Origin of the sequence: Colwellia sp. Bg11-12, from assembly GCF_014076955.1 — a bacterium.
Classification (GTDB): Bacteria; Pseudomonadota; Gammaproteobacteria; order Enterobacterales; family Alteromonadaceae; genus Colwellia_A.
In genome coordinates this window covers 81060-107010 of sequence record NZ_JACGUZ010000059.1, presented here as the reverse complement: position 1 = coordinate 107010, position 25951 = coordinate 81060, and the positions used below count along the sequence as shown (strand labels likewise).

At 37.0% G+C, this 25951-nt stretch carries 26 protein-coding genes and 1 riboswitch; of the genes, 12 read left to right on the top strand and 14 right to left on the bottom strand.

The window, feature by feature from the left end; all coding sequences use genetic code 11:
- Position 1 precedes the first annotated feature (1 nt).
- Positions 2 to 859: an acyl-CoA thioesterase II gene (gene tesB, locus H4J39_RS06430; protein WP_182226633.1), complete on the bottom strand. Its 858-nt coding sequence runs from the start codon at positions 857 to 859 to the stop codon at positions 2 to 4.
- Positions 860 to 1011: 152 nt separating this feature from the next.
- Here tesB and H4J39_RS06425 point away from each other — a divergent pair, with 152 nt between their 5' ends.
- The gene (locus H4J39_RS06425) at positions 1012 to 1266 is read left to right on the top strand and encodes a hypothetical protein (protein ID WP_182226631.1); all 255 of its coding nucleotides are present in this window, start codon (positions 1012 to 1014) and stop codon (positions 1264 to 1266) included.
- A gap of 60 nt (positions 1267 to 1326) precedes the next feature.
- Here the strand turns inward: H4J39_RS06425 and H4J39_RS06420 are convergent, their stop codons facing one another.
- Positions 1327 to 1812: a hypothetical protein gene (locus tag H4J39_RS06420; protein ID WP_182226629.1), complete on the bottom strand. Its 486-nt coding sequence runs from the start codon at positions 1810 to 1812 to the stop codon at positions 1327 to 1329.
- 32 nt (positions 1813 to 1844) lie between these two features.
- Positions 1845 to 3677: a hypothetical protein gene (locus tag H4J39_RS06415; RefSeq protein WP_182226627.1), complete on the bottom strand. Its 1833-nt coding sequence runs from the start codon at positions 3675 to 3677 to the stop codon at positions 1845 to 1847.
- A 146-nt stretch (positions 3678 to 3823) separates the two neighbouring features.
- Positions 3824 to 3906: riboswitch (cyclic di-GMP riboswitch) on the top strand.
- Positions 3907 to 4127: 221 nt separating this feature from the next.
- On the opposite strand from H4J39_RS06415, the gene H4J39_RS06410 reads away from it, so the two are divergent.
- A complete protein-coding gene (locus H4J39_RS06410; protein WP_182226625.1) occupies positions 4128 to 5129 on the top strand; it encodes a GGDEF domain-containing protein in 1002 nt (333 codons plus the stop codon).
- A 173-nt stretch (positions 5130 to 5302) separates the two neighbouring features.
- Positions 5303 to 5602, top strand: a complete 300-nt coding sequence (locus H4J39_RS06405) for a cytochrome c (RefSeq protein ID WP_182226623.1) — start codon at positions 5303 to 5305, stop codon at positions 5600 to 5602.
- Between the two features lie 69 nt (positions 5603 to 5671).
- On the opposite strand, the gene recQ is transcribed toward H4J39_RS06405, so the two are convergent.
- Positions 5672 to 7483, bottom strand: a complete 1812-nt coding sequence (gene recQ / locus H4J39_RS06400; RefSeq protein WP_220462137.1) for a DNA helicase RecQ — start codon at positions 7481 to 7483, stop codon at positions 5672 to 5674.
- Between the two features lie 164 nt (positions 7484 to 7647).
- On the opposite strand from recQ, the gene H4J39_RS06395 reads away from it, so the two are divergent.
- Both H4J39_RS06395 and rarD read left to right on the top strand, forming a co-directional pair.
- Complete coding sequence (locus H4J39_RS06395) at positions 7648 to 8115, top strand: thioesterase family protein (RefSeq protein ID WP_182226621.1); 468 nt, start codon at positions 7648 to 7650, stop codon at positions 8113 to 8115.
- A gap of 157 nt (positions 8116 to 8272) precedes the next feature.
- A complete protein-coding gene (rarD, locus tag H4J39_RS06390) occupies positions 8273 to 9196 on the top strand; it encodes an EamA family transporter RarD (protein ID WP_182226619.1) in 924 nt (307 codons plus the stop codon).
- 92 nt (positions 9197 to 9288) lie between these two features.
- Here rarD and H4J39_RS06385 read toward each other — a convergent pair whose 3' ends face one another.
- The 8 genes from H4J39_RS06385 to H4J39_RS06350 form a co-directional block, all read right to left on the bottom strand.
- Positions 9289 to 11193, bottom strand: a complete 1905-nt coding sequence (locus tag H4J39_RS06385) for a YfiR/HmsC family protein (protein ID WP_182226617.1) — start codon at positions 11191 to 11193, stop codon at positions 9289 to 9291.
- Between the two features lie 116 nt (positions 11194 to 11309).
- Complete coding sequence (locus H4J39_RS06380) at positions 11310 to 12563, bottom strand: diguanylate cyclase (protein WP_182226616.1); 1254 nt, start codon at positions 12561 to 12563, stop codon at positions 11310 to 11312.
- Positions 12564 to 12623: 60 nt separating this feature from the next.
- Entirely contained in the window at positions 12624 to 14798 is a 2175-nt protein-coding gene (gene uvrD / locus H4J39_RS06375) for a DNA helicase II (RefSeq protein ID WP_182226614.1), read from the bottom strand.
- Between the two features lie 372 nt (positions 14799 to 15170).
- Positions 15171 to 15932, bottom strand: a complete 762-nt coding sequence (locus H4J39_RS06370) for an HAD-IA family hydrolase (protein ID WP_182226612.1) — start codon at positions 15930 to 15932, stop codon at positions 15171 to 15173.
- Positions 15933 to 15940: 8 nt separating this feature from the next.
- A complete protein-coding gene (locus tag H4J39_RS06365; protein ID WP_182226610.1) occupies positions 15941 to 16624 on the bottom strand; it encodes a DUF484 family protein in 684 nt (227 codons plus the stop codon).
- Positions 16625 to 16676: 52 nt separating this feature from the next.
- On the bottom strand, positions 16677 to 17507 hold the full coding sequence (dapF, locus tag H4J39_RS06360; protein WP_182226608.1) for a diaminopimelate epimerase: 831 nt from the start codon (positions 17505 to 17507) through the stop codon (positions 16677 to 16679).
- A gap of 26 nt (positions 17508 to 17533) precedes the next feature.
- Positions 17534 to 18784, bottom strand: coding sequence for a diaminopimelate decarboxylase (gene lysA / locus H4J39_RS06355; protein WP_182226606.1), 1251 nt, complete (start codon positions 18782 to 18784; stop codon positions 17534 to 17536).
- Positions 18785 to 18786: 2 nt separating this feature from the next.
- Positions 18787 to 18981, bottom strand: a complete 195-nt coding sequence (locus tag H4J39_RS06350; RefSeq protein ID WP_182226604.1) for an LPS translocon maturation chaperone LptM — start codon at positions 18979 to 18981, stop codon at positions 18787 to 18789.
- Between the two features lie 81 nt (positions 18982 to 19062).
- Here H4J39_RS06350 and cyaY point away from each other — a divergent pair, with 81 nt between their 5' ends.
- Genes cyaY through H4J39_RS06315 form a run of 7 tightly spaced genes read left to right on the top strand, consistent with a single transcriptional unit; the run spans position 19063 to position 24833 of the window.
- A complete protein-coding gene (gene cyaY, locus H4J39_RS06345; RefSeq protein ID WP_182226602.1) occupies positions 19063 to 19383 on the top strand; it encodes an iron donor protein CyaY in 321 nt (106 codons plus the stop codon).
- Positions 19384 to 19388: 5 nt separating this feature from the next.
- Entirely contained in the window at positions 19389 to 20327 is a 939-nt protein-coding gene (hemC, locus tag H4J39_RS06340) for a hydroxymethylbilane synthase (protein WP_182226600.1), read from the top strand.
- On the top strand, positions 20311 to 21072 hold the full coding sequence (locus H4J39_RS06335; protein ID WP_182226598.1) for a uroporphyrinogen-III synthase: 762 nt from the start codon (positions 20311 to 20313) through the stop codon (positions 21070 to 21072). The genes hemC and H4J39_RS06335 overlap by 17 nt, the downstream gene beginning before the upstream one ends.
- Positions 21065 to 22477: a uroporphyrinogen-III C-methyltransferase gene (locus H4J39_RS06330; protein ID WP_182226596.1), complete on the top strand. Its 1413-nt coding sequence runs from the start codon at positions 21065 to 21067 to the stop codon at positions 22475 to 22477. Before H4J39_RS06335 ends, H4J39_RS06330 begins: the two co-directional genes overlap by 8 nt.
- Positions 22477 to 23721, top strand: coding sequence for a heme biosynthesis HemY N-terminal domain-containing protein (locus tag H4J39_RS06325; protein ID WP_182226594.1), 1245 nt, complete (start codon positions 22477 to 22479; stop codon positions 23719 to 23721). Before H4J39_RS06330 ends, H4J39_RS06325 begins: the two co-directional genes overlap by 1 nt.
- Complete coding sequence (locus H4J39_RS06320; RefSeq protein WP_182226592.1) at positions 23718 to 24356, top strand: hypothetical protein; 639 nt, start codon at positions 23718 to 23720, stop codon at positions 24354 to 24356. The genes H4J39_RS06325 and H4J39_RS06320 overlap by 4 nt, the downstream gene beginning before the upstream one ends.
- Positions 24357 to 24404: 48 nt before the next feature.
- Positions 24405 to 24833 carry a hypothetical protein gene (locus H4J39_RS06315; protein WP_182227103.1) on the top strand — a complete coding sequence of 143 codons (429 nt, stop codon included), beginning with the start codon at positions 24405 to 24407 and terminating at the stop codon, positions 24831 to 24833.
- 92 nt (positions 24834 to 24925) lie between these two features.
- Here the strand turns inward: H4J39_RS06315 and arfA are convergent, their stop codons facing one another.
- Positions 24926 to 25126 carry an alternative ribosome rescue factor ArfA gene (arfA, locus tag H4J39_RS06310; RefSeq protein WP_182226590.1) on the bottom strand — a complete coding sequence of 67 codons (201 nt, stop codon included), beginning with the start codon at positions 25124 to 25126 and terminating at the stop codon, positions 24926 to 24928.
- 78 nt (positions 25127 to 25204) lie between these two features.
- Positions 25205 to 25900, bottom strand: a complete 696-nt coding sequence (gene fre / locus H4J39_RS06305) for an NAD(P)H-flavin reductase (protein WP_182226588.1) — start codon at positions 25898 to 25900, stop codon at positions 25205 to 25207.
- Positions 25901 to 25951: the final 51 nt, after the last annotated feature.

Genomic DNA, 25951 nt, shown 5'->3' with positions numbered 1-25951 from the left:
CCTAACGTTGGCGAACCACCCCTTCTTGCATCGTCGAGGCAACAAGCTGTCCTTGACGGTTAAATATTTGTCCTTTCACCAAACCACGGCCTCCACTTGCTGACGGACTGTCCATGACATAAAGCAACCAATCATCAAAACGAAATGGACGATGAAACCACATGGCATGATCAATAGTGGCAATTTGTAAATTTGGCTGCCAATGACTTAAGCCATGTGGGAATAAGGCTGTCGGTAAAAAAAGGAAATCAGAAGTATAAGCCAACATATAAGTGTGGATGCGTAAGTCATCAGACAATTTACCGTTTGCTTTTATCCACATTTGAGATTGCGCTTCGGTTTTTTCTGGCTTCAGCCAGTTATACGACTTAACTGGACGCATTTCTATCGGTTTTTCAGCTAAAAATTTTCCTCTGATTTCTTCAGGTATTTTATCTTGGTTATCAAAAATAAAATCAGTGTAAGAAGCTAACTCTTCAGGTGGGGGTACATCTGGCATAAGATCTTGATGCTCAACACCTTCTTCATGCTGTTGAAAAGAGGCGGTCATGTAAAAAATATCTTTACCATTTTGAATAGCCTTAACACGGCGGGTGCTAAAGCTTTTACCATCACGGATATTCTCTACTTCATAAACGACTGGTTTACTCGCATCACCAGGACGTAAAAAATAAGAATGAAGTGAATGGACATTACGCGCCGAATCTACTGTTTCTTGTGCGGCTGAGACGGCTTGCCCCATGACTTGTCCGCCGAATAGCACTCGAAAACCTAAATCTTGACTTTGACCACGGTAAATTCCTTCTTCGATCACTTCTAATTGTAATAACGAAGATAAATCATCCAACACTTGACTCATAATATTTAGCACTCACTGGTAGAAAATTTCGACTATAACATATTTATAATTTATATCTTTAGCAGCATTTTAAAATTGTTGAAAATTCATACGCTGCAAGGTAGTATCTACTTATATCGAATATAACAGACTAAAAATACGAAGAGATTATAATGGAAGCGTTACTAGAAAGAGAAGTGTTATTAGAGAGAAGGCAATATACTCCTGAAGAAGCATCTTTATGGGATAAACTATCACTCGCACAGAAGTTTGCTGCAAGTAGCATGACACAGTTTGGTTACGACTTATCTTTTATCAGAAATAGTAATAATGGCAGTTTAGCTATATTACAATGCAATGGTAAAACAGCCACGATTAATGGTGAAGGTGAAGTAAATTCAACACCAAGTATTACTATTCGACCTTAAAAATAAGCTCTCTTATTATTTGTTATTTTCAAAAAAAGCTGTTCCGGATAAATGCCTTAACTAAGCATCTTCCTTTATATTACTAAGTAATAGCGCTTCAATTAAAGAAATGTAGCCACTTAAATTATTACTTGACCACATACGCTTTATGCTCGCATCTTGTTTAGACACATAAGCGACTAATTTGTTAAAGCTTTCATCGCCGTAACTTTCATAACACTTTTTAGCGATAGGTTGCAGCTTACCCTTTCCTTTTAAACACTCAATAAAAATAGCGGCATAGTTATTAATAAGCGGTGTAATGATCTCAATCGTTTCGAGCTCGAGTATTTCATTTTCTTTAATTATTTGTAATCGATTTTTCACAAAGCCCTCATGTCGCTTAGCGATAAGTGCCATTGAGTCCATGTAAAGCTTATTTTCTTTTTGTGTGCTATAGAATTCTTTTTTCGCATTAGATAATGCTCGTTGTAATCCTTCCGCCCGAAAATAAAAATAAACACTCAAAGCAATGAAAAGCACTGCTATGGATAATACAAAAATCATATAAAACCTATTAATATAAAAACAATATTCTATTACGCTTTAGTGGTTTCACTTAAACGTGACAAAAAGATATAAGGATCAATATCTTGAGCAGTTGGCAAGCCGTAAGCATAACCAATTTTCACCGAATAATCTCCCAAATTGGCGAAGAATCTTACCTTAATTGCCTCAGCTAGACCATGTAATTTAGCGGCTATTTCACTTTCTGTTTGATGAGGCCCTAAGAGTAGATATTCACCATCGTTAATAGTGCCTGCTTCATCAAATTCACCTTTTGATTCATTAAGTAAAGTCGCTAATGTTTTCGAAACCTCAAGCATAATTTTGTCATTAAAGTGAAAGGATAACTCTTGCCAATTGATCACTGACAAATAACCAACCGCGAGTGGATAATCATATTTTCTCGCCATCTTATAGTTTAGCTGATAGTTTCTTTTGGTTTGAGAGGGAGTGACTAAATAAAATATTGGTTGTTCAACTTCATCATAGACCTGTTTCGACCGCAATGTTCTTTGTCTTAACCAAAAATAAGCCAACGTAATCAGCAAGATAAAAACTATAAAACTTAAAAGATATATTATCTCTTTTTGAGCGATATACTTTGCACTAAACTGACTGTGTAATTTACTTTTTTCAGTCAAATTGAGCATTAATTTTAGACTTTTGTTATTTGCACTCAACATTTGAGGAGTATTAATAGCTAATGATGGCTGGGACTTTTTTTGAAAATGTTGGAGGAGCTCAAGATAATTTTTGTGCAGTTCTAAGGCATTTTTATAATCGCCATTTTGCTGGTACATATCACTAAGTAAAAGTAACAATTTACTCTGTTTTATTGATAACTTTACATTTTTAGCCATTAATTCAGCTAATTGAAGATAATGTTGATATAAAGCGTTATTGTCTAAATGATTTGCAGTCTCAGCCAATAAGATTAATGAAGTTAAATAAGGTTTATTTAAGCTTTTTTCATTAAATGTAGCGCTTGCCGATAACAGCCAGTTGTGTGAATCTTGAAACTCTCTTTGTTTAAGTAATACCTCTGCCAAGCCTAACTTAGCATAGGCAACACGAATTGGAGCGTTTTTATTTTCACTACTTTTTTGCGCTTCCCAATAAGCATTATAGGCATCATCAAGTAAATTTAACTGAAAATAAGCACGCCCTAAATGTAGGTAAGTTTGATCAATATTTGCCAGTTTATCTAAATCAAATTTTAGCGTTAATAATTTATTTTGCATGGTAAGTGCAGTTTGATAATCTCCTAAATAATAGTGCGCTGTTGCCAATATCTCTAACAAGCAAAGGTGATCCCTATATTGAGGATTCACTGATATTAACACCTCAACTTGATTAAGATCATTCATCGCTAAATCATTTTCACTTTGCAAAGCATAGCTAACCGCTCGATAACTGAGTGCAACCAATCGATATTTCAAAACATCAGAGGACTCTGCCATTAAAATTACCCTTGTGGCAAAATCTTGTGTTTGCGCATATTTTTCCTGTAAATAATAACCATGGGCAACTTTAAGGAGTAAATTGAATTTTATCGAATGACTAAGTCCTTGCAAAGAGAGCCCGTCCTGTGCAAATTGCAAAGCATCAGCATCTTCGCCTTTATTATTAGCAACATCGGCAAGTAAAATAAAGATTTTACCACGGGTTTGCGTCGTATAATTTTCTCGGGATCCAAGAATATTTATTGATAGGGTAATTATTTCTTCATACGGAAGGTTTTCAGATTCTTGTAAAAAATACCGTTCGACATCTTTAATATTTTGTTCAATCTTTAGAGTATCACTAGCAAAACAAAATGAAGTAACCATAAAAAAGCAAAGAATCACCAGCAATTTATAAAACATTATTAGCTAAAATCCTTGATTTAATGAGTAGTTATCAACTATAAATTTATCTTTTATTTATAGGTTTAAGTTAAAGTTCAACGAATATTCATAATAAAGGTTTACAAGCATAGTTCAACGCTTATAATGAAATTCGAGTTTCTAAAACTCGAAAAGGGCAAATCTAGTGAAAGCTAGAGACGCAAAGTTACCGGTCTAAGGGGAAACCTAAGATAGCGGAACTGCCAAATTTAGATATAGTGGGGGCTTGTCTATTCTTGAACAGTTTGCTTTCGGTATACTTTGCGCGCCTTCCTCCCTTTTTCTACCACTCAATATCTAGATACTAAATAACAAGTGTTAATAAAAGCTCTATTTTTTTCAATAAAAAATATATCTGGCACTTTACTTGTTTTTACTAGAAGATAGGCTAACAAAATTTTACTTGGGTGCTTATATTGAGATGGAACGATGAAATATCATGATTCCATAAAACAAGCTGAACAAAAAATGAATATGGCTGTAAAACAATTACAGCGGTGGTATTTGCCTGTCAGCCCTATTAATTATGCAGTAAGCTACGAATATATTAATAAGAAAAATATTCCACTTAATACAACCATTGAAAATCAACTTACCTCAGGTAAGAAACTCGATAATTTCTTTATTGAAGAAAACTACCGTCAATACATTTTAGGTCAGAGTAACTTCAGAGACGAAATTATTGATGAACTAGAAGAGGTTGTTACTCATGTTGAGAAAAATAGCCAAAAGTCATCTTTAAGTATTAATAAACTTATTACCAACCTAGATAATAATATAGATCACTTACAATCTTCTGATAAACAAACAGCAATTTCTGCAGCAAATAGTATACGCCATGCATCTCAGGCATTTAAACTACACCAACAAAAGTTTGCTGAGCATATTTCATTGACTTGTGAAAAGACACGTGCATTACAAGTTGAATTGAAAGAAGCACGTAAAGAGATTTATATGGATCCCCTGACAGGGCTTTATAATCGTAAAGCTATGTCTAAACATTTAGACTTATGGTTAACAGAAGATCCAAACCGACAGATTGCAGCGATTTTAGTCAATGTAAATCAACTGTCAGAAATTAATACACAATTTGGTCATTTAATTAGCGATGTTCTATTGTCAAAAATAGCCAGTAAAGTTAATAGCTATGTTGATGACAGCGGATTGCCGATTCGTTCTGGCGAAGATGAGTTTTTAATACTCTTACCTGATGTTGATAAAGCAAGCGCAAGAGAAATCGCTGATAAAATATCACAGGGCGTTGAGAAACTTCGTTTTGTGAGTAGTAAATCGGGAATTAGATTACCTCGAATGACTTTATCAATTGGCGTGGAAATATTTAATATCGCTGAAAATGCCAACAATATTTTAAAGAAAGCTCGACGCTTGCTCCCTGATTACCCCCTTGACAATAACGCATTAATTTTTTAATAATTTACGAATAAGTCGATTCAGACTTTAGCTAATAAAAGTTTATTCTGGTTTGTAAATCAAAGAATTATGCATTGCTATTACTTAGCTTAAGAAAGTCAACGACAGCCATCCTCTTTTCTCATATACTGAAGCAAGTATAAAAATCCTAACGACTAAGAGAGAAATAAGTTATGAAAAAAATTACTTTAGCTGTTGCAGCTACTTTAATGATGGCATCTCCTGTTTTTGCTGGTGATGTTGCTGCTGGTAAAGCAAAAACTGGTATGTGTGCCGCTTGTCATGGCGTTGCAGGTATCTCTGCAGTTCCAATGTACCCAAATCTTGCTGGACAAAAAGAAGCTTATACGGTGAGCCAATTAAAGGCTTTTAAAGCTGGAACACGTAAAAATGCGATAATGGGACCTATGGCTATGGGTTTAAGTGATGAAGATATCGCAAATATTGCGGCTTATTACGCTAGTTTAAAGTAAACTTAATAATTATTGTTTAACCTCGTTCATCAATAATTATATAAAAAACGCTCAATTGAGCGTTTTTTTTTATGCATTATGCTGTTGAATAACTTGTAAAAAATCATGACCATAACGGGCAAGTTTAGTATCACCAATACCATTAATATTTAGCATTTGCTGTGATGTTTTTGGCTTTACGCGCGCAAGCTCTGATAACGTTGCATCATTGAAAACAATGAATGGCGCAATATCTTCCGCATCTGCAATCGTTTTACGCAAACTTCTTAATTTAACAAATAACACACGGTCATAACGTTTATCGGTTTTATCTTGTTGCCAGTAACTCGCTTTTTGTAACCTGGGCGAAGCTAACATTAAGGGTTCCTCACCTTTCAACACTGAACGCGATGCTTGTGTTAAGCATAATGCAGATTGTTGGGATATATCTTGTTGTAAAAACCCTAAATGAATCAATTGCCTAATAATGGCAAACCAATATCCAGGTGTTTTACTTTTACCAATCGCAAAAGTTGATACTTTTTCATGTTCTAGCTGTCTAACCTTTTCGGTTAATTCCCCTCTGAGTACTTGTACAACATGTTCAATGTTACCCTGCTGCTGAATACGAAAAACACATGATAGTACTTTTTGCGCCGCTTCCGTGGCGTCAAATTGAGTCGGTGGATCTAAGCAAATATCACAATTTCCACACTTCTTTGTGGTAAATTCTGCAAAATAATTGAGCACGACTTGTCGACGACAAGTTTGCGCTTCAATAAAGCCTTTCAACGCTTGAAAACGCTGTTGCTCGACATTGACCCTTTCTTCATTATCACCATCGGCTATATATTTGGTAATACGTTCTACATCTTTTTCATCATACAAAAATAACGCTTCTGCCGCTAAGCCGTCTCGTCCAGCACGGCCAATCTCTTGATAATATGACTCTAAAGTTCTTGGCGGTTCAAAATGGATCACAAAGCGAATGTTTGACTTATTGATACCCAATCCAAAAGCTACGGTGGCGATAACCACTTGAATATTGTCTTTAGCAAAACCATCTTGGACAATATTACGCATTTCTGTTTCCATACCAGCATGATAAGCAGAGCAATTTATACCTGCACTTGCTAACATTTTAGATAACTTTTCTACTTGCCAGCGACTACTACAATACACAATACCGCAATCATCACCGCGCTTTTGAATGTAACGTAAGACCTGATGATCTCCTTTATATTTATCAGCAAGCGTAAAACGAATGTTAGGTCTATCAAAGCTATCAAGGTGAATGTAAGGGTCATTTAACGCAAGCTGGAGTAGAATATCTCTGCGGGTAGTAACATCAGCAGTCGCTGTTAATGCCATAACAGGTACCGATGGGAAGCGTTGTTTTATTGTATGGAGTTGTGTGTAGGCTGGGCGAAAGTCATGTCCCCATTGCGAAATACAATGCGCTTCATCAATCGCAAACAAGCTTATCTGCATATTAGCTAAGCCTTGCATAAAATAATAATTTTTTAAGCGTTCCGGTGCAATGTATAACAGCTTAATTTCACCAAGAGATAGACGCTGAAAAATATCATTGATTGTTTCTTGATCTAAACTCGAGTTCACAAAAGCCGCTGAAATACCTTGTCGAGTTAAACCATCAACTTGGTCTTTCATTAAGGCAATTAGGGGTGAAACAACAATCGTTATTCCAGGTAATAAAACAGCAGGCAGTTGATAGCACATTGATTTTCCGCCGCCTGTTGGCATAAGTACTAAACTATCTCGCCCCTGAAATAGTTGCTGAATAATTTCTAATTGCCCGCTTCGAAACGTTTGATATCCGAAATTATGCTTTAAAGCATCTTCAAGCTGAGATTGTGAGACTGTAGAGAGAGCTTTTTGCAACGGAATAAACTTTATTAAAACATAATTATTGTTATTTTACCCCAGCCACAAAAAAGTCGAGAGCACTATTTTAGTATTTCTTGAATGCTTAGAAAGATCAATGCTAAGCTCAAATAAAGACATCAGACCAGTTATACAACAAAACCGATTAAATTAGGATCATTATGACGGATAATTTACAACAAAAACAATTGATTGAACAACTTACTCATTTTTGGTCAAACAATCTTCCCTTCAATACGCTATTGGGGCTTCAGGTCAGTAAGTTTGATTGTAAAACTTCGGAAATTCGTTTTTTATGGCAAGATAAATTAATGGGTAACCCATTACAAAAAACGTTACATGGCGGTGTAACTGCATCAGCCCTAGATTTTGCAGGTGGTGTTGTCGTTGCCGCAAACATGATCGAGCAGCTTGAGCACAAAACACCCGCGGCTATCCAGCAAAGTTTAAGTTGCTTAGGCACAATAGATCTTCGAACCGACTATTTGCGACCGGGTCGCGGTGAGGAGTTTATTGCAACAGCCCATATCATTCGAAGTGGGAATAAAGTCGCCGTTGCTCGTATGGAATTACATAATGAAAAAGGTGACCACATTGCTTTTGGTACAGGAACTTACTTAGTGGGGTAAATCCCTCTAAAAATAAAGTTCAAGGTACTATAAGTCGTGTTTATTAACCATTGTGTTAATAAAAGTGGCTTGAGTATAGTGCAAGTAAACAGCTGAATTTAAAATCATTGTGCTATAATTCGACTCCTTATTTTTGATGCTAAAATTTACTTAAACAATGACTGTAACTGATAACAAAGACCGTAATGGTGTAATTAACGCGATTAGTGCTTATCTGCTTTGGGGTTTAGCACCCATCTATTTCAAATTAATTTCTATGATTAGCTCTGATGAAATCATGGTTCATCGTATTATTTGGTCAAGCCTACTGTTATTTTTAATTGTTATCATCAGTAAGAGATCTCGCGTACTACTCGACACACTCAAACAACCAAAGTTATTGGCGAAACTTGCTTTATCGGCTTCCTTTTTATTAGTAAATTGGTTTTTATTTATTTGGGCAATAAATAATGATCATCTACTTGATGCCAGTTTAGGTTATTTTATTAACCCTTTATTTAGTGTTGCTCTCGGTGTGATCTTTTTAGGGGAGCGTTTACGAAAAATGCAGAAGTTTGCCGTTATGCTTGCGTTATGTGGGGTCTTAATTCAATTGGTTGCTTTAGGTTCATTACCCGTTATTTCATTAGCACTGGCGGGAACATTTGGTATTTACGGTTTGTTGCGTAAAAAAATGCACCTCGATTCTTTTGTTGGTTTATTAATTGAATCAAGTCTGATGTTACCTCTAGCACTTATTTATTGGTGGTTGTTTGTTGATAGTAGTACGGCTAATATGCTTGAAAATAGCTTGAATTTAAACATGTTATTAATCGCTGCAGGTATTGTTACCACCGCCCCTTTACTGTGTTTTACCGCGGCAGCAAAAAGATTAACATTATCAACACTGGGATTTTTTCAATACATCGGCCCCAGTATTATGTTTTTTTTAGCGACTTTTTATTATCAAGAAGCATTACAACCCGCTAAATTATTTACCTTTGCAGCCATTTGGTTAGCGCTCGTTATTTATAGTTTTGACTCATTAAGATCAAGAAATGAGAAGCGTAAATTAGCGTTAAATAACCAGCTAAAAAACTAATGTTATCTGTAGGGTGATAACAACTGTACTGTAGATAATATTCAAAGGTGCTAGTGCTACCTTCAAAGTTTTCGTCTAGGGTTAGCTCAGTGCTAAGCCTTCAGTTTCATTGGTAGGGTAATATGAAAATTTGAACCCTGTTCAAGTTTACTGTCTATTTTTATATTGCCTTGAAGTTTTTGACAAACAATATTATAAACAATGTTCATACCTAAACCCGTACCACCCGAATTTCTTTTAGTGGTGAAAAAAGGTTCGAAAATATTATCTAAAACATGTTGGCTCATGCCATGACCATTATCTTTAAATAGAATCACGACCTTGTTATCTTCTGTTTTCGATAGGTTAATAGCTATATTACCCAATTCCTTGCTTTCAAAAGCATGCTTTAAAGCATTGGTCACTAAATTGGTGAGTACTTGTGCTAAAGCACCAGGAATAGTGGTGATGACCAATTCACTTTCACCACTGTATTGATAACTCACCCTAAAGCGTTTCATCTCTGCAGATAACGTCGACATAACTTCTTCAATGTAACTCACTAAATCTATCTCTCGTTCTTCGCCAACCATTTGATCGGCAGCCACTTGCTTAAAGTTATTCAGTAATTCAATAACACGTTCTAAAGCATTAGTATTTAAGTTGGAGGATTTTTCCATACCATTGAAATAACTTTCCATTGCGGTACGGGTTAAATTACCTGTTTCAAAATTTTCGCGAATTTTTTGAGTGCTTTCTAAAGCAGAACTTGTCGATGTTACCGCGATACCAAGCGGGGTATTTATTTCATGAGCTACGCCAGCCGTTAACGTGCCTAACGACGCCATTTTTTCAGATTGGACTAATTGCTGCTGCATATTTTGTAAGTTTTCGAGCGTACGACTTAATGTGCGTGTCGTCTGTCTGTTTTTAACAAAAAGTAAAACGACTAGCCCTGAAATTAACACCAATAATGTTATAAAGAACGCCATCAAGATAAGATAAAACCGTTGTTTGTCTATGCGTTCTTCGCGTTCTACTAACTCTTCATTTTTCTGATTTAACTGTACGCCTTGATCACTTATTTGTTGCTGCTGCTGCTGTAATATATTTCTATTGGTGACTATTTTTTCAGCCATAAGAACATTCTCTTGTTCCTTGCTATGTACAGAGCTTTGTTGATTTTCTAAATTGGTTTTCGCTACTTTTAACTGTGTTGCGACTTGTTTAAGCTGCAACTCTTTACTTTTTATAGAGCGTTGCTGTTGTTCAATATCTTTTTTTAAGACGTTAAGCTCTTGTTGACGCTGACCGGCAACTTTTTCTTGCTGCGTTAAGTTCTCATTTAAAGTTTTTAATTTGATTTTTGCTGAAGATATTTGATTTCGTTGTTCAGTAAGCTTCTCGTTCAGCTTAATTTCTCGTCCTCTAATTGTTTGTAATGCCAATTCTGTTTCACGATACAATGTTGCAACATCAAGCTCAGTTCCACCTAGCAGTAGTAATTCTGCTGACATGATCAAACCTTCAAAAACAATATTCGATTTATTGACTTCAAAGCTGATAGCCGAATCTTCAGGATTATTCACCAAGTTAATCATGACACTATGTTTATCAGCACTATTATCAGTAATCAACAGTGTATTACTGCCTCTAAGAATTGAAGCGATATTGGCAATTTCTGTATTTTGATTGGCAGCAGAAAAAAACAAATCTGTTTTTTTCCCTTCTTGAATGTTTTTAATGGTGATGACTTCGATGGTTTTATTTTTTATTACCCGTTTAGAAAGGGTTTTATTGAGCTGTTCAGCAAAGCCATCATCACCATAGATGCCGATTATAAATTGATCTTTTTCGTTTTCATTTAGCCAAGTTACATTTTTAACAAAGTTATAAATGTAAACAGCTTTTACTTGTTCGCTATCAAGTTGTTGAGCAAAAATTGGAGTCGAGGTACAAATAAAAAAACAAAATAACACCAGCAAAGATTTGCTCATGAGTATTATTTTCTTCTTCATTTAATGCACCTTATTGTTAATTTAATGAGTTACCTTACTTTTTTTTATAAAAAAAAGCACCTAAAATTTATTAGGGCTTTGAGGTTATTTAATAAACCATAACCTCATAAAATTAACTAGTCATCAACACCAAAAATGCTAAGTTGATTACGGCCATTTTCTTTAGCATTATAAAGCGCACTTTCCGCTTGATTAAGTTGTTTAGCAAACGTCTCTGTACTATTACAAACTAAGCCTATACTGATGTTAAAGGTAATATGGTGCTCTTCAAAAGTTAGCTGGGAAACAGAAATATCTCGACGAAGATCGTCTAATTTAGTGTAAAGTTGATCCTCATCAACACCATACATTAAGACAGCAAACTCTTCACCACCTAAGCGGGCCAGCAAACCTGATCCTAGATGTTTACGCATATATAATGCCAGTACTTTTAAAACATGATCGCCAGCATCATTTCCGTAGTTATCATTGATTTTTTTGAAAAAATCAATGTCGATCATAGCCACACAATAAGGCATGTCTCTTTTAATATATTGAGGCACCAGTTGTTCTGCTTTAGAGAAAAAAGCCCGTCTGTTAGGTAAGTCGGTTAAATAGTCTACGTTTGCTGCTTTTTGGATTTGTTCAATATTGTTTAAATTCTCAATATTTTGGGTAATTCGACAATAAAACTCTTCTGGGCAAAAAGGTTTACGTAAAAAGTCATCAGCACCATTTTTAATAAAGCGTGCCGAATGCATACCGTTGTCTGCGCCAGATATACCAATAATAGCGAGTTGATCACGACTATAAATTTTACGGATTTCATTGGTTAATTCGATACCGTCCATTATAGGCATTTCCAGATCGGTGATCACCAATTTAATGTCTTTGTGCTGCTTTAAGCGTTCTAGCGCTTGCACACCATCATTGGCTAAATAAACATTAAAGTTGCGGCGTTTTAAGAGCTGCGAAACATAATTTCGTGCCGCTAAAGAATCATCAACAACAAGAATACCTGTGCTGCTGTTGGTTATTTGCCAATGTAAAATACGTTTTAAATAAAGGAAAGCTTGGCTATTCTCTTTAGGGATATAGTCAACAACGGGCTGAGCAAGTATTTGCTGTCGAGTAGTTTCATCCATTTTACCTGTCATCACCACACTGGGAATACTATGTGAGAGTACATAGGCTATTGCCTCGCCATTAGGAGCATCAGGTAAAGCGTAATCAATTGTTGCAGCAAAAAAATCAGTGTTACCTTGTAAAATACTTTCCACTTCGGCAAGCGTGGTAGCAACAGTGACTTGGTAATTTAATGCCTCGCCAATTTGCCTAATAACACGAGCAATAGGCTTACTATCTTCTACTACGAGTAATTGCATTGACATATATTTTCTAACCTTATTTTTATAATGACATCAACTGAAAATAATCACTTTCATCTGATATTAAACGATAGCTTGTAAATTAGCATAGGCGACAACGAGCCATTTACTACCTACATCAGTAAAATTAACTTGAATACGGCTTTGGGCTCCTGAACCTTCATAGTTCAAGACCACACCCTCACCAAATTTAGCATGAACAACAGATTGTCCTAAACTAAAGCCTGTATTTTCAAATGTTTCCAGCGTAAAAGTAGATGAAAACTTCCCTTTTGTTGACGGGCGAGTTACTTGATTTTGTAACCTTATTTCCTCTGTGCATTCAGGGGGTAATTCGCGTAAAAAACGACTCGCTTTATGAAACTTTTCTTGTCCATAGAGTCGACGACTTTCAGCATGACACAAGTATAGCTTATTCATCGCACGTGTCATGCCTACGTAGCATAAACGGCGCTCTTCTTCTAAGCGTCCTATTTCTTCTACTGATTTTTGTGAAGGAAACATACCTTCCTCCAAACCAGCAATAAACACTAATGGAAATTCTAGGCCTTTCGCTGAATGCATGGTCATCAATTGCACAGCAGGTTCATAGTCATCAGCTTGCGACTCGCCAGCTTCAAGTGCTGCATGTGTTAAAAATGATGTTAACTTGGTTTGTTCTTCTATTAATTCAGGGTCCGCTTCAAACGTTTGGCAAGCGGTAACGAGCTCATTTAAGTTTTCTATTCTTGCCTCAGCACGTTCACCTTTTTCAGCTTGGTACATCGCTTTCAAACCACTGTGTTGAATAACGTAGTTGGCTTGCTGGTCGAGATCTAAATGACTAGAGTCATCTTCAAGCTGGTCAATAACGCTGATAAAATTCTGAATCACTTTAGCGCTGCGACCTTTTAACTCATCATTTTTCAGCATGAATTGACAGGCTTCCCATAAGGTCATTTCTAAGCTGCGCGCTGCATCACGTATTAACGAAAGGCTGGTGTTGCCTATACCACGGGTTGGAGTATTAATAATACGCTCAAAAGCCGCATCGTCATCACGGTTATTCAGTAAACGTAAATAAGCAAGCGCATCTTTAATTTCTAGGCGTTCAAAGAAGCGTTGTCCGCCATAAATACGATACGGTAAACGACTTTGTAATAGCGCTTCCTCGAGTAAACGTGATTGTGCATTACTACGGTATAAAATCGCAACATCATCTAAGCTGCCTTCTTTACGCCAGTCAGTAATACGGCCGGCAATAAAACGAGCTTCATCAATTTCATTGAATGCGGTGTAAATCGATATTTTTTCGCCAGCCTCATCTTCTGTCCACAATTTTTTGCCTAAACGGTTATTATTATTAGCAATAAGTTTATTGGCTGCATTTAGAATATTGGCTGTGGAACGGTAATTCTGCTCTAAACGTATCGTTTGTGTATTATCAAATTCATTGAGAAAGCGCTGAATGTTTTCAATTTTAGCACCACGCCAGCCGTAGATTGATTGGTCGTCATCGCCAACAATCATCACCTTGCTTGACGCATTGCCTAAAATATTTAACCACGCATATTGAATCGCATTGGTATCTTGAAACTCGTCAACTAAGATATGTTTAAAGCGTTGCTGATAATGGGCAAGCAGCACGGGATTATTTAGCCAAAGTTCATGCGCACGGAGTAATAATTCAGCAAAATCAACTAAACCCGCACGGTCACACGCTTCTTGATATCCTTGATAAACTTTTACAAACGTTTGTTCGGTCGGGTCGTCATAAACTTCAATGTGATGTGGGCGAATACCTTCATCTTTTTTTCCATTGATATACCACTGCATTTGCTTAGGCGGCCAACGTTTTTCGTCAATCCCTAACGAACGCACGATACGTTTGACTAAACGCAATTGATCATCAGAATCGAGTACTTGAAAATTTTGTGGTAATTTAGCTTCTTGAAAATGCATACGAAGTAAACGGTGTGCTAAGCCATGGAACGTACCTACCCACATACCATGAACATTGCCTTCAACGGTTTTTTCAACCCGTACCCGCATTTCTGCAGCCGCTTTATTCGTAAAGGTAACCGCTAAAATACTATGAGAAGAAGCATTTTCAACTTGCATTAACCAAGCAATACGCTGGACTAAAACTCGAGTTTTACCACTACCTGCGCCGGCTAATACCAACATATTTTGTAGTGGCGCGGCAACAACATCTCGTTGTTTTTCATTGAGTGACTCAAGTAGTTCAGAAACGTCCATAACGGGAAAATAACCTTAGAAAAGTGGAAAATTTATATTGAAAGTAAAGTATAGGTATATACCCATACCACTTCAATATGAAGTTTCAGAGTTAAGCTAGGAAATTAGATCAAGGCGCGATACGCAGATAATGGTTATTCCCTTATCAAATAGTGCAACGCTGAACTAGTTTTCTAACTTAGCTCCCTACGGGCAAGCCGATAAAGGATCATCTCCTTCGTTATTGATTTCGACAATAGAATTACTATTCTCTTCAATCAATGCTTTGCCTACACGGATGTAGGTACTTAAGTTATGTTTGGAACGTATAACCTGTACAGTTGACCCTTTCTCGACTTGCTGAAACCTACATATTGAAGTGGCACGGGTATACTATAACAAGTGGCGTAGTTCGCTAATATCAGCTAGCTCAATATTGGGTAAAACAGTCAGTGGTTGTCCAACGTCATAGCAAGAAATCCATGCTGTTTGACAACCCGCATTGATCGCGCCTTGAATATCAGAGCGACCACAATCACCAACATGTAATAATTGTGCTGGTTTTATTAATAGTTTTTCACAAGCCTCATCAAACATATCGGCGTAAGGTTTTTGTCGAAGTCGTTTATTTTTATTTAAAGACGTCGTTGATAAATCACCCGCATGAAAACGATATTGAAAGTAATCAGAAATACCTATCTTATCCGTATCAACGTTGCCATTACTGATTGCCACTAAGGGATACTTTTTCTGTAAACCTGTTAATAATTGATGAACGCCATTAGGAACAACAAAATCACTGCGTTGTAGCACAAAATAATCTAATGCTTTTTGTGCTGCCTGTTTAGCAGCATCTTCAGTTAACCCTAGCGCTTTCATACCCAGTGTATAAGTAACAAAACGCATATCACCGACATGATGAACTAATTGAGGATTTTCTTTGAGTGCTTGTTGACGAAAAGGAGACCAAAAAAGATAATCAAACACGGTGTTTTGCGCACAATCTATATCTGCTTTCGTCGATGAAAAAAATGTCGAAAAATATGCAACCATTTTCGCATCTGTTGCCATCATTACTGGATAATTGCTATACAAGGTATCATCAAGGTCAAAACTAATAGCTTGAAAGGGCGCTAAGCGACGATAAAATCTCATCTATTCAGTTATTTATACAGTTGTTGAAAAAGGAGCTTTGCAACAAGTTTTCTAAATTGGCTGAGTAATAGTGTGTCCATACGCGGATCAAAATGGTCCGCATCAGCACTGCTTATCGCTATAAATCCAAGACTATCATTTAAGTGATTTAACTTAATTAAGACAACAGAACCTTCTTGGTGTTGTGAAAAAATCAGTTCTTGTTCACTTTTTTGTAAGCGGCCAAAATAATAGTCATCTTTGGATAAACGGTTATTCATCACCCCTGCACAGTCATTTTTAACAATACTGGTATGGTCAATCACCGTATTTTCTTTTAACCATACTTTTAAACCTGATAACGACAATAATTCTGTTGTTGCTTGATACATGCAATCAAGTAATTCGTTTGCCGAACTGCAATCTAATAAACGTAAATACAAGTCACTGTATAAGGCAAAAAGCTGTTCATTTTGATTAGCAATCGCCATTAATTGGGTGATTTCTTCCTCTAGACCATGAATTTTTTGACGCTGCTGGCTTTGCTGCCTTTGGACTAATGAAACCGTACCGCGGTTAATGTCAGATAAGCGTAGGCTGTTGATCAGCTCAGGATTACGATTAAAGAATTCAGGGTTGTCGTGTAAGTAATCAACAATGAGATCATCTGTTAAGCTTACTTCATCTAACTGTATTGGGTTTGAGTCGTTCAAATTAATTCTCTATTTCTTGAGTTGTTGTTATGTAAGCTAATTCTTATGCTAATTACAAATTTAATTGTCCATCAAAAACATGTACCGCCGGACCGGTCATCTTTACCGAGTTCCCAGGGCCTTTCCAATAGACTTTTAACTTGCCACCCGGTAATTCTACCGTAACATCTCGACCTAATTTATTTTGTGTTTGGCCAATAACTACCGCTGCACAAGCACCACTGCCACACGCTAACGTTTCAGCCGTGCCACGCTCATAAACGCGTAGTTTAATATAATCAGGGGAAACAATTTCCATAAAGCCAACATTAACTTGTTGAGGGAATCGTTCATGGTTTGATAACGCTTTACCCAACGTGGCAACAGGTGCCTCAACAACAGAATCAACCGTCAATACACAATGCGGGTTACCTAAAGAAACAACGCCACATAAAACTGTTTCTTCGTCGCTACGCAAAATATAAGTTCCTTCTACTTTTTGAGCAGTAAAAGGAATTTGGCTAGGTTCAAATTTAGGGGTTGGCATGTTCACTGAAACATTACCGTCGCGCTCAACAAACAAGGTCATTTTACCTGATTGTGTTGATACCTTAATTTTATTTTTATTCGTTAATCCTTTTAAACGCACAAATTTAGCAAAACAACGTGCACCATTACCACACTGACCGACTTCACTACCATCGGCATTAAAAATACGATAATGAAAATCTAAATCGGGGTCGTATGGCGGCTCAACCACTAAGACTTGGTCAAAGCCAACGCCAAAATTTCGGTCGGCTAAATGCTTTATTTGTTCATTCGACAAATAAACATTTTGTGTAACATTGTCTAGTACTAAAAAGTCGTTACCTAAACCGTGCATTTTTGAAAAATTAACTAACATTTACTACCCATATTAAATTTTTATACTTATTGCGGTAACAAAGACTCGCCTTGCCACAGTTGCTCTATTGTTTCACGAGCACGGATCAAATGATTTTCTTCACCATCGACCATAATTTCTGCCGCTTTTGGTCGACTATTATAGTTTGAGCTCATCGAAAAACCATAAGCACCTGATGAACGAATCGCTAATAAATCGCCTGCTACAATGCTTAATTCACGAGCTTTACCAAGAAAGTCACCGGTTTCACAAATAGGGCCAACAATATCGTATGTTTGTTTTTCAACAATGTTGTTTTGCTCAACTTTAATAATGGCTTGCCAGGCTTGATAAAGTGATGGGCGAATTAAATCATTCATCGCGGCATCAACAATAGCAAAATGTCGGTCCTGATTAGTTTTTAGCAATTCAACTTCAGTGACCAATATTCCTGCATTAGCCATAATGGCACGACCGGGTTCATAAATCAGCGTAATATCACGGTCGGCTAATTTCTCTGCAATCGCTTTCGCATATTCGTTAGGGTGTGGTGGCGTTTCGTCGTTATAACAAACCCCTAAACCTCCACCGACGTCAATATGCGATAAAATAATATTTTTTTCTGCAAGGCGATCAACAAGCGCTAAAACACGGTCAAGCGCATCTAAAAAAGGTTGTACTTCAGTTAACTGCGAACCAATGTGACAATCAATTCCCTTTACAGCAATATTTGATAATCCGCTAGCGTGTTGATACAACTCAAAAGCGTCATCAATACTAATACCAAATTTATTTTCTTTTAGACCTGTAGATATATAGGGATGGGTACCTGCATCAACATCAGGGTTAACTCTTAAAGAAACGGGAGCAATGAGCTTCATGCGCTCTGCTACCTGCTGAATACGTGAGAGCTCTGCGGCTGATTCAACATTGAAGCAGTAAATGCCTTTTTCTAAAGCAAAAGCAATTTCCTCTGATTTTTTGCCAACGCCTGAAAATACAACTTTACCAGCATCGCCACCCGCTTGTAGCACACGAGCAAGTTCACCTTTGGATACAATATCAAAACCACTACCTAAACGTGCCATCACATTCAACACAGCAATATTGCTATTGGCTTTCACCGCATAACAAACTAAGTGAGGTTTATCACCAGCGGCTTGGTCAAAGGCATGCCAATGACGTTCAATCGTCGCGCGCGAATATATATATAACGGCGTACCATGTTGTTTAGCAAGTTTAGTTACGGCACAACCTTCAGCATAAAGTGAAGTATTTTTGTAATTGAAAAAATCCACGGTTAGTTTTCCTGCAATGATCCTGCTGATGAATTTTGTTTCTGCTCAGTTTTAGCGTTGTCAGTTTTTTCTTGCACAGATTTTTGCGTTAATGGACCTTTAATTCCACATCCACTTAAAAGCACTGATATAATAAAAAACGCTAAAATAATTGAATTTTGTTTACGCATACTTGATTTATTCGATTTTTTTCTCATGATAGACGTTTTATAATCTCATGACCAACAAATAGCTAGCAAAGATGAATAAATTTCATTGCGCTAGAAAAGGAAGCATTAATGAACGACAGCCAATACAATTTACTTGCCGATGAAATTATTCTTCTAATAGAGGAGGCCGTTGAAGATTGTGGTACCGACATTGATTATGAAGGGGTTGGCGGTATGCTAACGCTTACCTTTAAAAATAACAGTAAAGTCATCATTAACAAACAAGCACCCTTGCATGAAATATGGGTGGCAACTAAATTTAATGGCCATCATTTTCAGTTTCAGAATAGCCAATGGACAGATAAACGTGGTGGCGGCGAGCTTTGGCAATTTTTATCAAAAGCCATTAGCATTCAGGCTGATACCGAAATAACCATTAGCGCAGGATAATTTGAATGAGCACTACAACTGTACGCATTGCCACACGTAAGAGCGCACTCGCTTTATGGCAAGCAGAATATGTAAAAACACAATTAGAGCATTTTCATCCCGGTATTACTGTTGAACTTGTTCCTATGACCACCAAAGGTGATATTATTTTAGATACCCCTTTAGCTAAAGTAGGTGGCAAAGGACTGTTTGTTAAGGAACTTGAAGTTGCCATATTAGAAGGTCGCGCCGACATCGCGGTGCACTCGATGAAAGATGTACCCGTAGAATTCCCAGAAGGCTTAGGGTTAGAAGTTATTTGCCCACGTGAAGATCCCCGTGATGCATTTGTATCGAACACTATAAAAAGCTTAGCTGAACTGCCACAAGGTGCTGTTGTGGGTACCTCAAGTTTACGTCGTCAATGTCAAATTAAAGCCCTGCGCCCAGATTTAGACATTCGCGATTTGCGCGGTAACGTAAATACCCGTTTGAAAAAACTTGATAACGGTGAGTATGACGCAATTATTCTTGCGGCTGCTGGCTTAATACGTTTAGAGATGCCTGAGCGAATTCAAGAGTTCATTGCACCCGAAGTCATGCTTCCTGCCAATGGACAAGGCGCTGTTGGCATTGAGTGTAGAACGAACGATTCAACACTTAAAGCTTTGCTCGCACCATTAGGTTGTGAAACCACCCGTATTCGGGTGTTAGCAGAACGCGCAATGAACCGTGCTTTAGAAGGTGGTTGTCAGGTGCCAATTGGTAGTTACGCGATTATTAAGGAAAATGGCGAAATATATTTACGTGGCTTAGTTGGCGCAACCGACGGTAGTGAAATATTAACCAGTGAAATTAGTGGCTCAATTGATAATGCAGAGCAAATAGGCAATATACTAGCTGATCAATTACTTGAAAAAGGCGCTGATAAAATATTGCGTCAGGTATATGCTGAACAGAAGTAATATACAGGTTTTAATCACACGTCCTGAAAAATCAGGGCGTGCTTTAGCACAACAGCTAAAAAGTATCGGCATAAAAAGTTGGTGCCAACCATTTTTTGATTATCAAACGCTTGCTAGCAAAACGACTATTCAAAAACTCATTGAACAATATCCACATGCCACGCTTATTTTCGTGAGCGTAGCTGCAGTAGAGTTTGCGCATCGCACTTTTAGCTTATCTTATTGGCAACAAAAAACTATTATTGCGGTAGGTGATGCAACAAGGGCAGCCTTAAACCGTTTTGGTATTAACGCTATATCTCCTGAATCTCATACCAGTGAGGGGTTGTTAACGCTTGATGAACTCAATAAAAAAAACGTCAATGGTCAAAATGTTATTATTATTCGTGGTGACGGTGGACGAGAACATCTCGCCCAGGAACTGAGTATGCGCGGAGCAAACGTTCATTATTTAGAAAGTTACAAAAAAATTTGGCTTGCGTTAACACAAGACCCCGTTGAACAATGGAAAAACCAGCAGATTAATTGTATTGTTATTACCAGTAACGCTTTGCTAGAAAGCATAATACACTTAATAAACAATTCAGACAGTGATTGGAAGAACAGTTGTTTATGGATTGTAGCGAGTGTGCGTATTGCAGAACGAGCAAAACAATTAGGCTTACTCAATATTGTTAATGCAAATGGTGCTAATGACCAAGCTATTCTTAGCGCCATCAATTTACATGGAAAAAATAATGACTGATAAAAAACAAGATGAGTCAAAAACGTCAGAAGAAAAAAAGTCTGAGCAAGGTTTTTCAACCTCTATTTCACTCACGCCTACACCTGAAAAATCTCCGAGTGATGAGAAGCAACAATCTGTAACGAATAAAAATAAAGCGCCAGCCAACGAGAAAAAATCAACAATGAAATCGCCTGAAAAAGTGTCTACTCCTTTACCAAAGAAAAATTCTACTACAAATAAACAAAAATTATCTAAGACCGCTGTGCTTTCCTTAATTATAGCATTAGCGGCAAGTGCTGGTGTCGGTGGTTTATATTATTGGGGTATGCAAAAACAAGCGGGTATCAAAGAAAATGTGTTAAAACAAACCCAGCAAATCTTGGCCAATAGCGAGCAAAAAACACAGCAAAACTTAGCCAGTATTGAACAAAAATTTAAGCAATTACTCGATCAGCAACAAGCAGAATTTTCCAATAGCTTCACCAAGGATATCGCAAAAATAAGTGCCGACAGCCAAGTTAAAATGACTCAACTTGAAAAGACTGTTGAACGGTTATCACAAAATCAGCCGAGTGATTGGTTGTTACACGAAGCAGAATACCTTATTCGTATTGCCACGCGCACTATCTGGCTTCAGCATGATACAAGCGCAGCGATTGGTTTGTTGCAAGATGCGGATATGCGTTTAAAAGAACTCGACGACCCTTCTTTTTTACCTATTCGTCAATTGATTCGTGAAGACATTGCACAATTAACTTTAATACCCATTATAAATAGCGAAGATACCATCATGACGTTAATGGCGATGAGTAAACAATTAACACGTTTACCATTAGCCATGGTTAAAATTCCAAACGATAACAATAAAACAACTGATTTTACTTTATCTGAAAACATCAATGATTGGCGAGAAAACTTAGCAAAAACATGGCAAAAAATTCTTGCTGATTTTATTACCATTCGCAGAAGTAGTGGTGACGTTAAACCATTAATGTCGCCGCAGTACCAACAAAACCTCAGTGAAAATCTCAGCTTAAAACTGCAATTAGCACAATGGGCCGTGACAGAAAAAAAACAAAAAATTTATAATCAAACGTTAACTGAAGTTCAACAATGGTTAACCGAATATTTTGATATGGAAAACGTAGAAAACCAGAGTTTTTATCAAGGTATTCAACAACTAAAAAGTGAAATAATAAGTTACGACTATCCAAGTACACTATTATCACTAAAAGCGATCAGCAAAGTGCTGGCTAGCAAACCCTTAAAACCCTTGCTTGATCCACTAGCGCCTCAAGTAATGCCGAACACGTTACCTGACAACCAAATCGAGCCTATTGACGCCACATCCAAAAAATCGCCTGAAGCAATAGCCCCACAAGAGTCAAAAGTTCAGCCTAAAAGCACAAGCGAGACAATATAATGAAAAAATTAATACTGTGGATATTAATATTTTTTGCTGCTGTTGCTATTAGCCCACTGCTTATAAACGAAAAAGGTTATATTTTAATTGCGATGGGGGATTTAACCATAGAATCGACCGTAGTAACTGTCGGCATTATGCTTACACTATTATTTGTTGCTTTAGCTTTTTCACTCAAGCTCGTTCGTGGCAGCCTGCGCCTAGGTTTTAGTGGTTGGAACAAAATTGCTTTTGCTAATCGTCGCCGAGCCTTAAAAGATTTCAATCGCGGTATTGCTGCTTTTATTCTTGAGGATCACCAGCAAGCTGAACATTTGTTAGCTAAAGCTGCTGAACCGTCGATGTTTGCTCGTACTGCTTATTTAATGGCGGCCGCGGCGTCATCAAAACAATCATTACGCTCGAACACTAATCATTATTTAAGCTTATTAGCACAAGAAGATCACACGGTTAAAACCTCAGGGTTAGAATCAATATTAGTGACGATTAAATTGTTGATGCTACAAGAAGATTTTACACAAGCACGCACCATTATTGATGAGCACCATAAACACATTGGACATGACGCACGTTTATTAAGTTTAGAAATTGAATTGAGTTTGCATGAAAAACGCTTTAATTATGTCATTGAACAGTTGGTTTCAGCTCGAAAACAAAAAACAATTACTGATGAAAAAATAGCACAATGGGAAGCTATTGCCTTTTATGGTGCTTTCAGTGACACAATACGCCAAGAAAGCAACGACTCGCTTGCACAAATGTGGCAAAAGATAGCACGTAAACTAAAACAACGTGAGTCAATACTATTGGCTTATTGCCAAGTATTAGCTGAGCATAAAATAATTGAGCCACTCAACAAAATATTATTACCTGTTATTAAAAAGGGCGTAGATGATGCGTTTTTAAAAAAAATTCGTCAGTTACCTATTTCTGCTACTGATGAGTTAATGAGTGCCGTACAAAAACACTTACATCATGATCCCCATAGTGGAAAATGGTTAAGCTGCTTAGCCAATTTAGCGGCTAAAGCTCAGCAACTTCCCATGGCAGAAAAAGCCTTTAATAGTTTAGTCAATCTGGAAGCTAAGCAATACGACAGTATTGATTTACTGACTTTTTCTCACGTATTAGAACAACAAGGTGAATATAAAAAAGCCAACCAAGTATTGAATAAGATAGTCGTTCAAGCGGACAACTCCAACAATAATGCCCTTGCTATAAATAATGGAAATCAAGAAAAATGAATTTAACAATCGACTTTAAAAAACCTGAGATTGCAGGTGCTTTTGATTGGCAGCTTTGCCAAGAAATTAATGTAAAAAATGACAATGGCGATATTATTGCTAAAGCTGAAATTGAGTTGATAACAATAAATAAGCACCGTGATGCTTTAGCCTCTTATACGTTATTAGCGAATGAAGATACTGATTGGGAAATTCCATTAAACCTTTATTTTAAAGGCCAAAACCTTACACAAGATTTATGTGAACAACTCAGCATTACTCATGACACTAAAAAAGCTAAAACTCATATATTACTTGAAGCGATCAGTGTTCTTCCCCAATACCGAAAACAAGCAGTAGGCCAATACTTACTTAAAGAGATTGTTAAGCACCATGAAAAAGCGCAATCTATTACGGTATTAAGCATGCCAATGCACCAATTCCTTGATGCAGATGAATGTGAAGATGAGAGCATTAAAACTTATTATCAAGCTGTTGATTTACAGAATATAAAAGTATCATCCGATGAACTAGTCAACTTTTTTACGCATAGCGGTTTTATTGAATTTGATGTCGACGAAAGCTTACTAGCAGAGTCGCTCCCCTATAAAATATTTGTCGCTAGCTCAAAGAGTATATTAAACACTCCTAATTAAGATTTTTAATATTATCCATTTTATATTAAAGCATAAGAGAGGTACGTTATGTTTCATATACACGGTGAATGGAAAATTGAAGTCCATGATAACATTGTTATTCAGTGGTTTTCTGGTTGCTGGAATGAAGAAGCGGCTATTGCATATGTTAAAGAATTCCAAGCTAAGACGACCCCTTTAAAAGGAACTAACTGGGCTATTATTTCTTTATTTGAAGACTGGGAACTAGGTGTTCCTGAAATAGAAAAACATATTGAAACACATTGTGAATGGTTTAAGGCTAATGGTTGTATCAAAGATTGTCATATTTATAGCCCAAGTGCCGCCAAAGAAATGCAACTTGAAAGGTTAATACCTCACACCGACGCATTTTATGAACGGCAGGTGTTTACTCATAATGAAGACGCAGTCAGTTGGTTGGCGAGTCACGGTTTTTTTGTTGACCCTTTATATGTTAAGCAAATAGAGAAGAAATAATCGTTATTTCTTCGCTATTGTACGTCTCAGGTTTACTCTTTAGTTGAACCGCTAGTAACGTTTAAAAGCCTTATTTAATAAATCCTAGCGTACTAAGCATTTATTAAATAAGGTTCTCTACCTTGATGTTTGCTGCTACGTTTGAATGACCCTTTACCTTTTTTAGCCTGCACCACCTGCAATTTATAAACTTTAGAGGTAACAATAGCAGCAAAAAAGTTATCTTTAATCTTACCTCGCCCTATATCTGTCGCCATATTGTTCAATACTTGATCTTTGGTATTTTTACTCATCAATTTTACTCTTAAATAATAAAAGCCATCACAGTGATAGCTTTTTTGGGTTTATTTATGTCAACATGCTATTTTACATTAAATATAGGCGAAGGCATCAGCAAACATATGTTCAACTAAAGCGCCTTGCGCTAAAAAGTCGGTGCGAACCGCTCCCACCATGTCAAAACGACCTGCTAGGTAAATATCATAATCGGCTAGATTTTGAATATCCTGCATCACAACGTGGTGAACCATACCAACTTGCCCTTGCCAATTGTCATCTGGATTCTCTACAACCGGATGAAAAGTACCGTTTTCTAAACTTGAGATGATTTTAGCTGTTTTTTCCAGCTCATAACAAGCACTTTGATCACGTAAGCCCCAATATACGACAACTTTTCGTGATGACTTTTGCGAAGCTAAAAGTTCATACATTGATTTTATATAAGAAAACCCTGTACCACCTGCCAACAACAATAGCGGACGTTCACTTTTGCTGCGAAGTTGCGCATTACCGAGTGGCATTTCAATGGTTACAGTATTATTTGCTTTAATATGCTCAATAACTTGCATTGGATAACTGTCAGCACCAGAAGCACCTATTTGTAATTCAATTAATGCGGCATCAGGTGCACTAGCGATAGAAAACGGGCGTTTATCATCGTCACTCATCACAAAATTCAAATATTGACCCGCTTGAAAATCGATTTGTTCACTTGGCTTTAATAACACCTTATAAACAAACTCTGTCAGTGATGTTAATGACTCTACCTGACACGTAATTTTATTCATTTATTTAAACCTTTCATTATTTAGCCCTTGAAGCTTGTTCAAGGTAGCCGT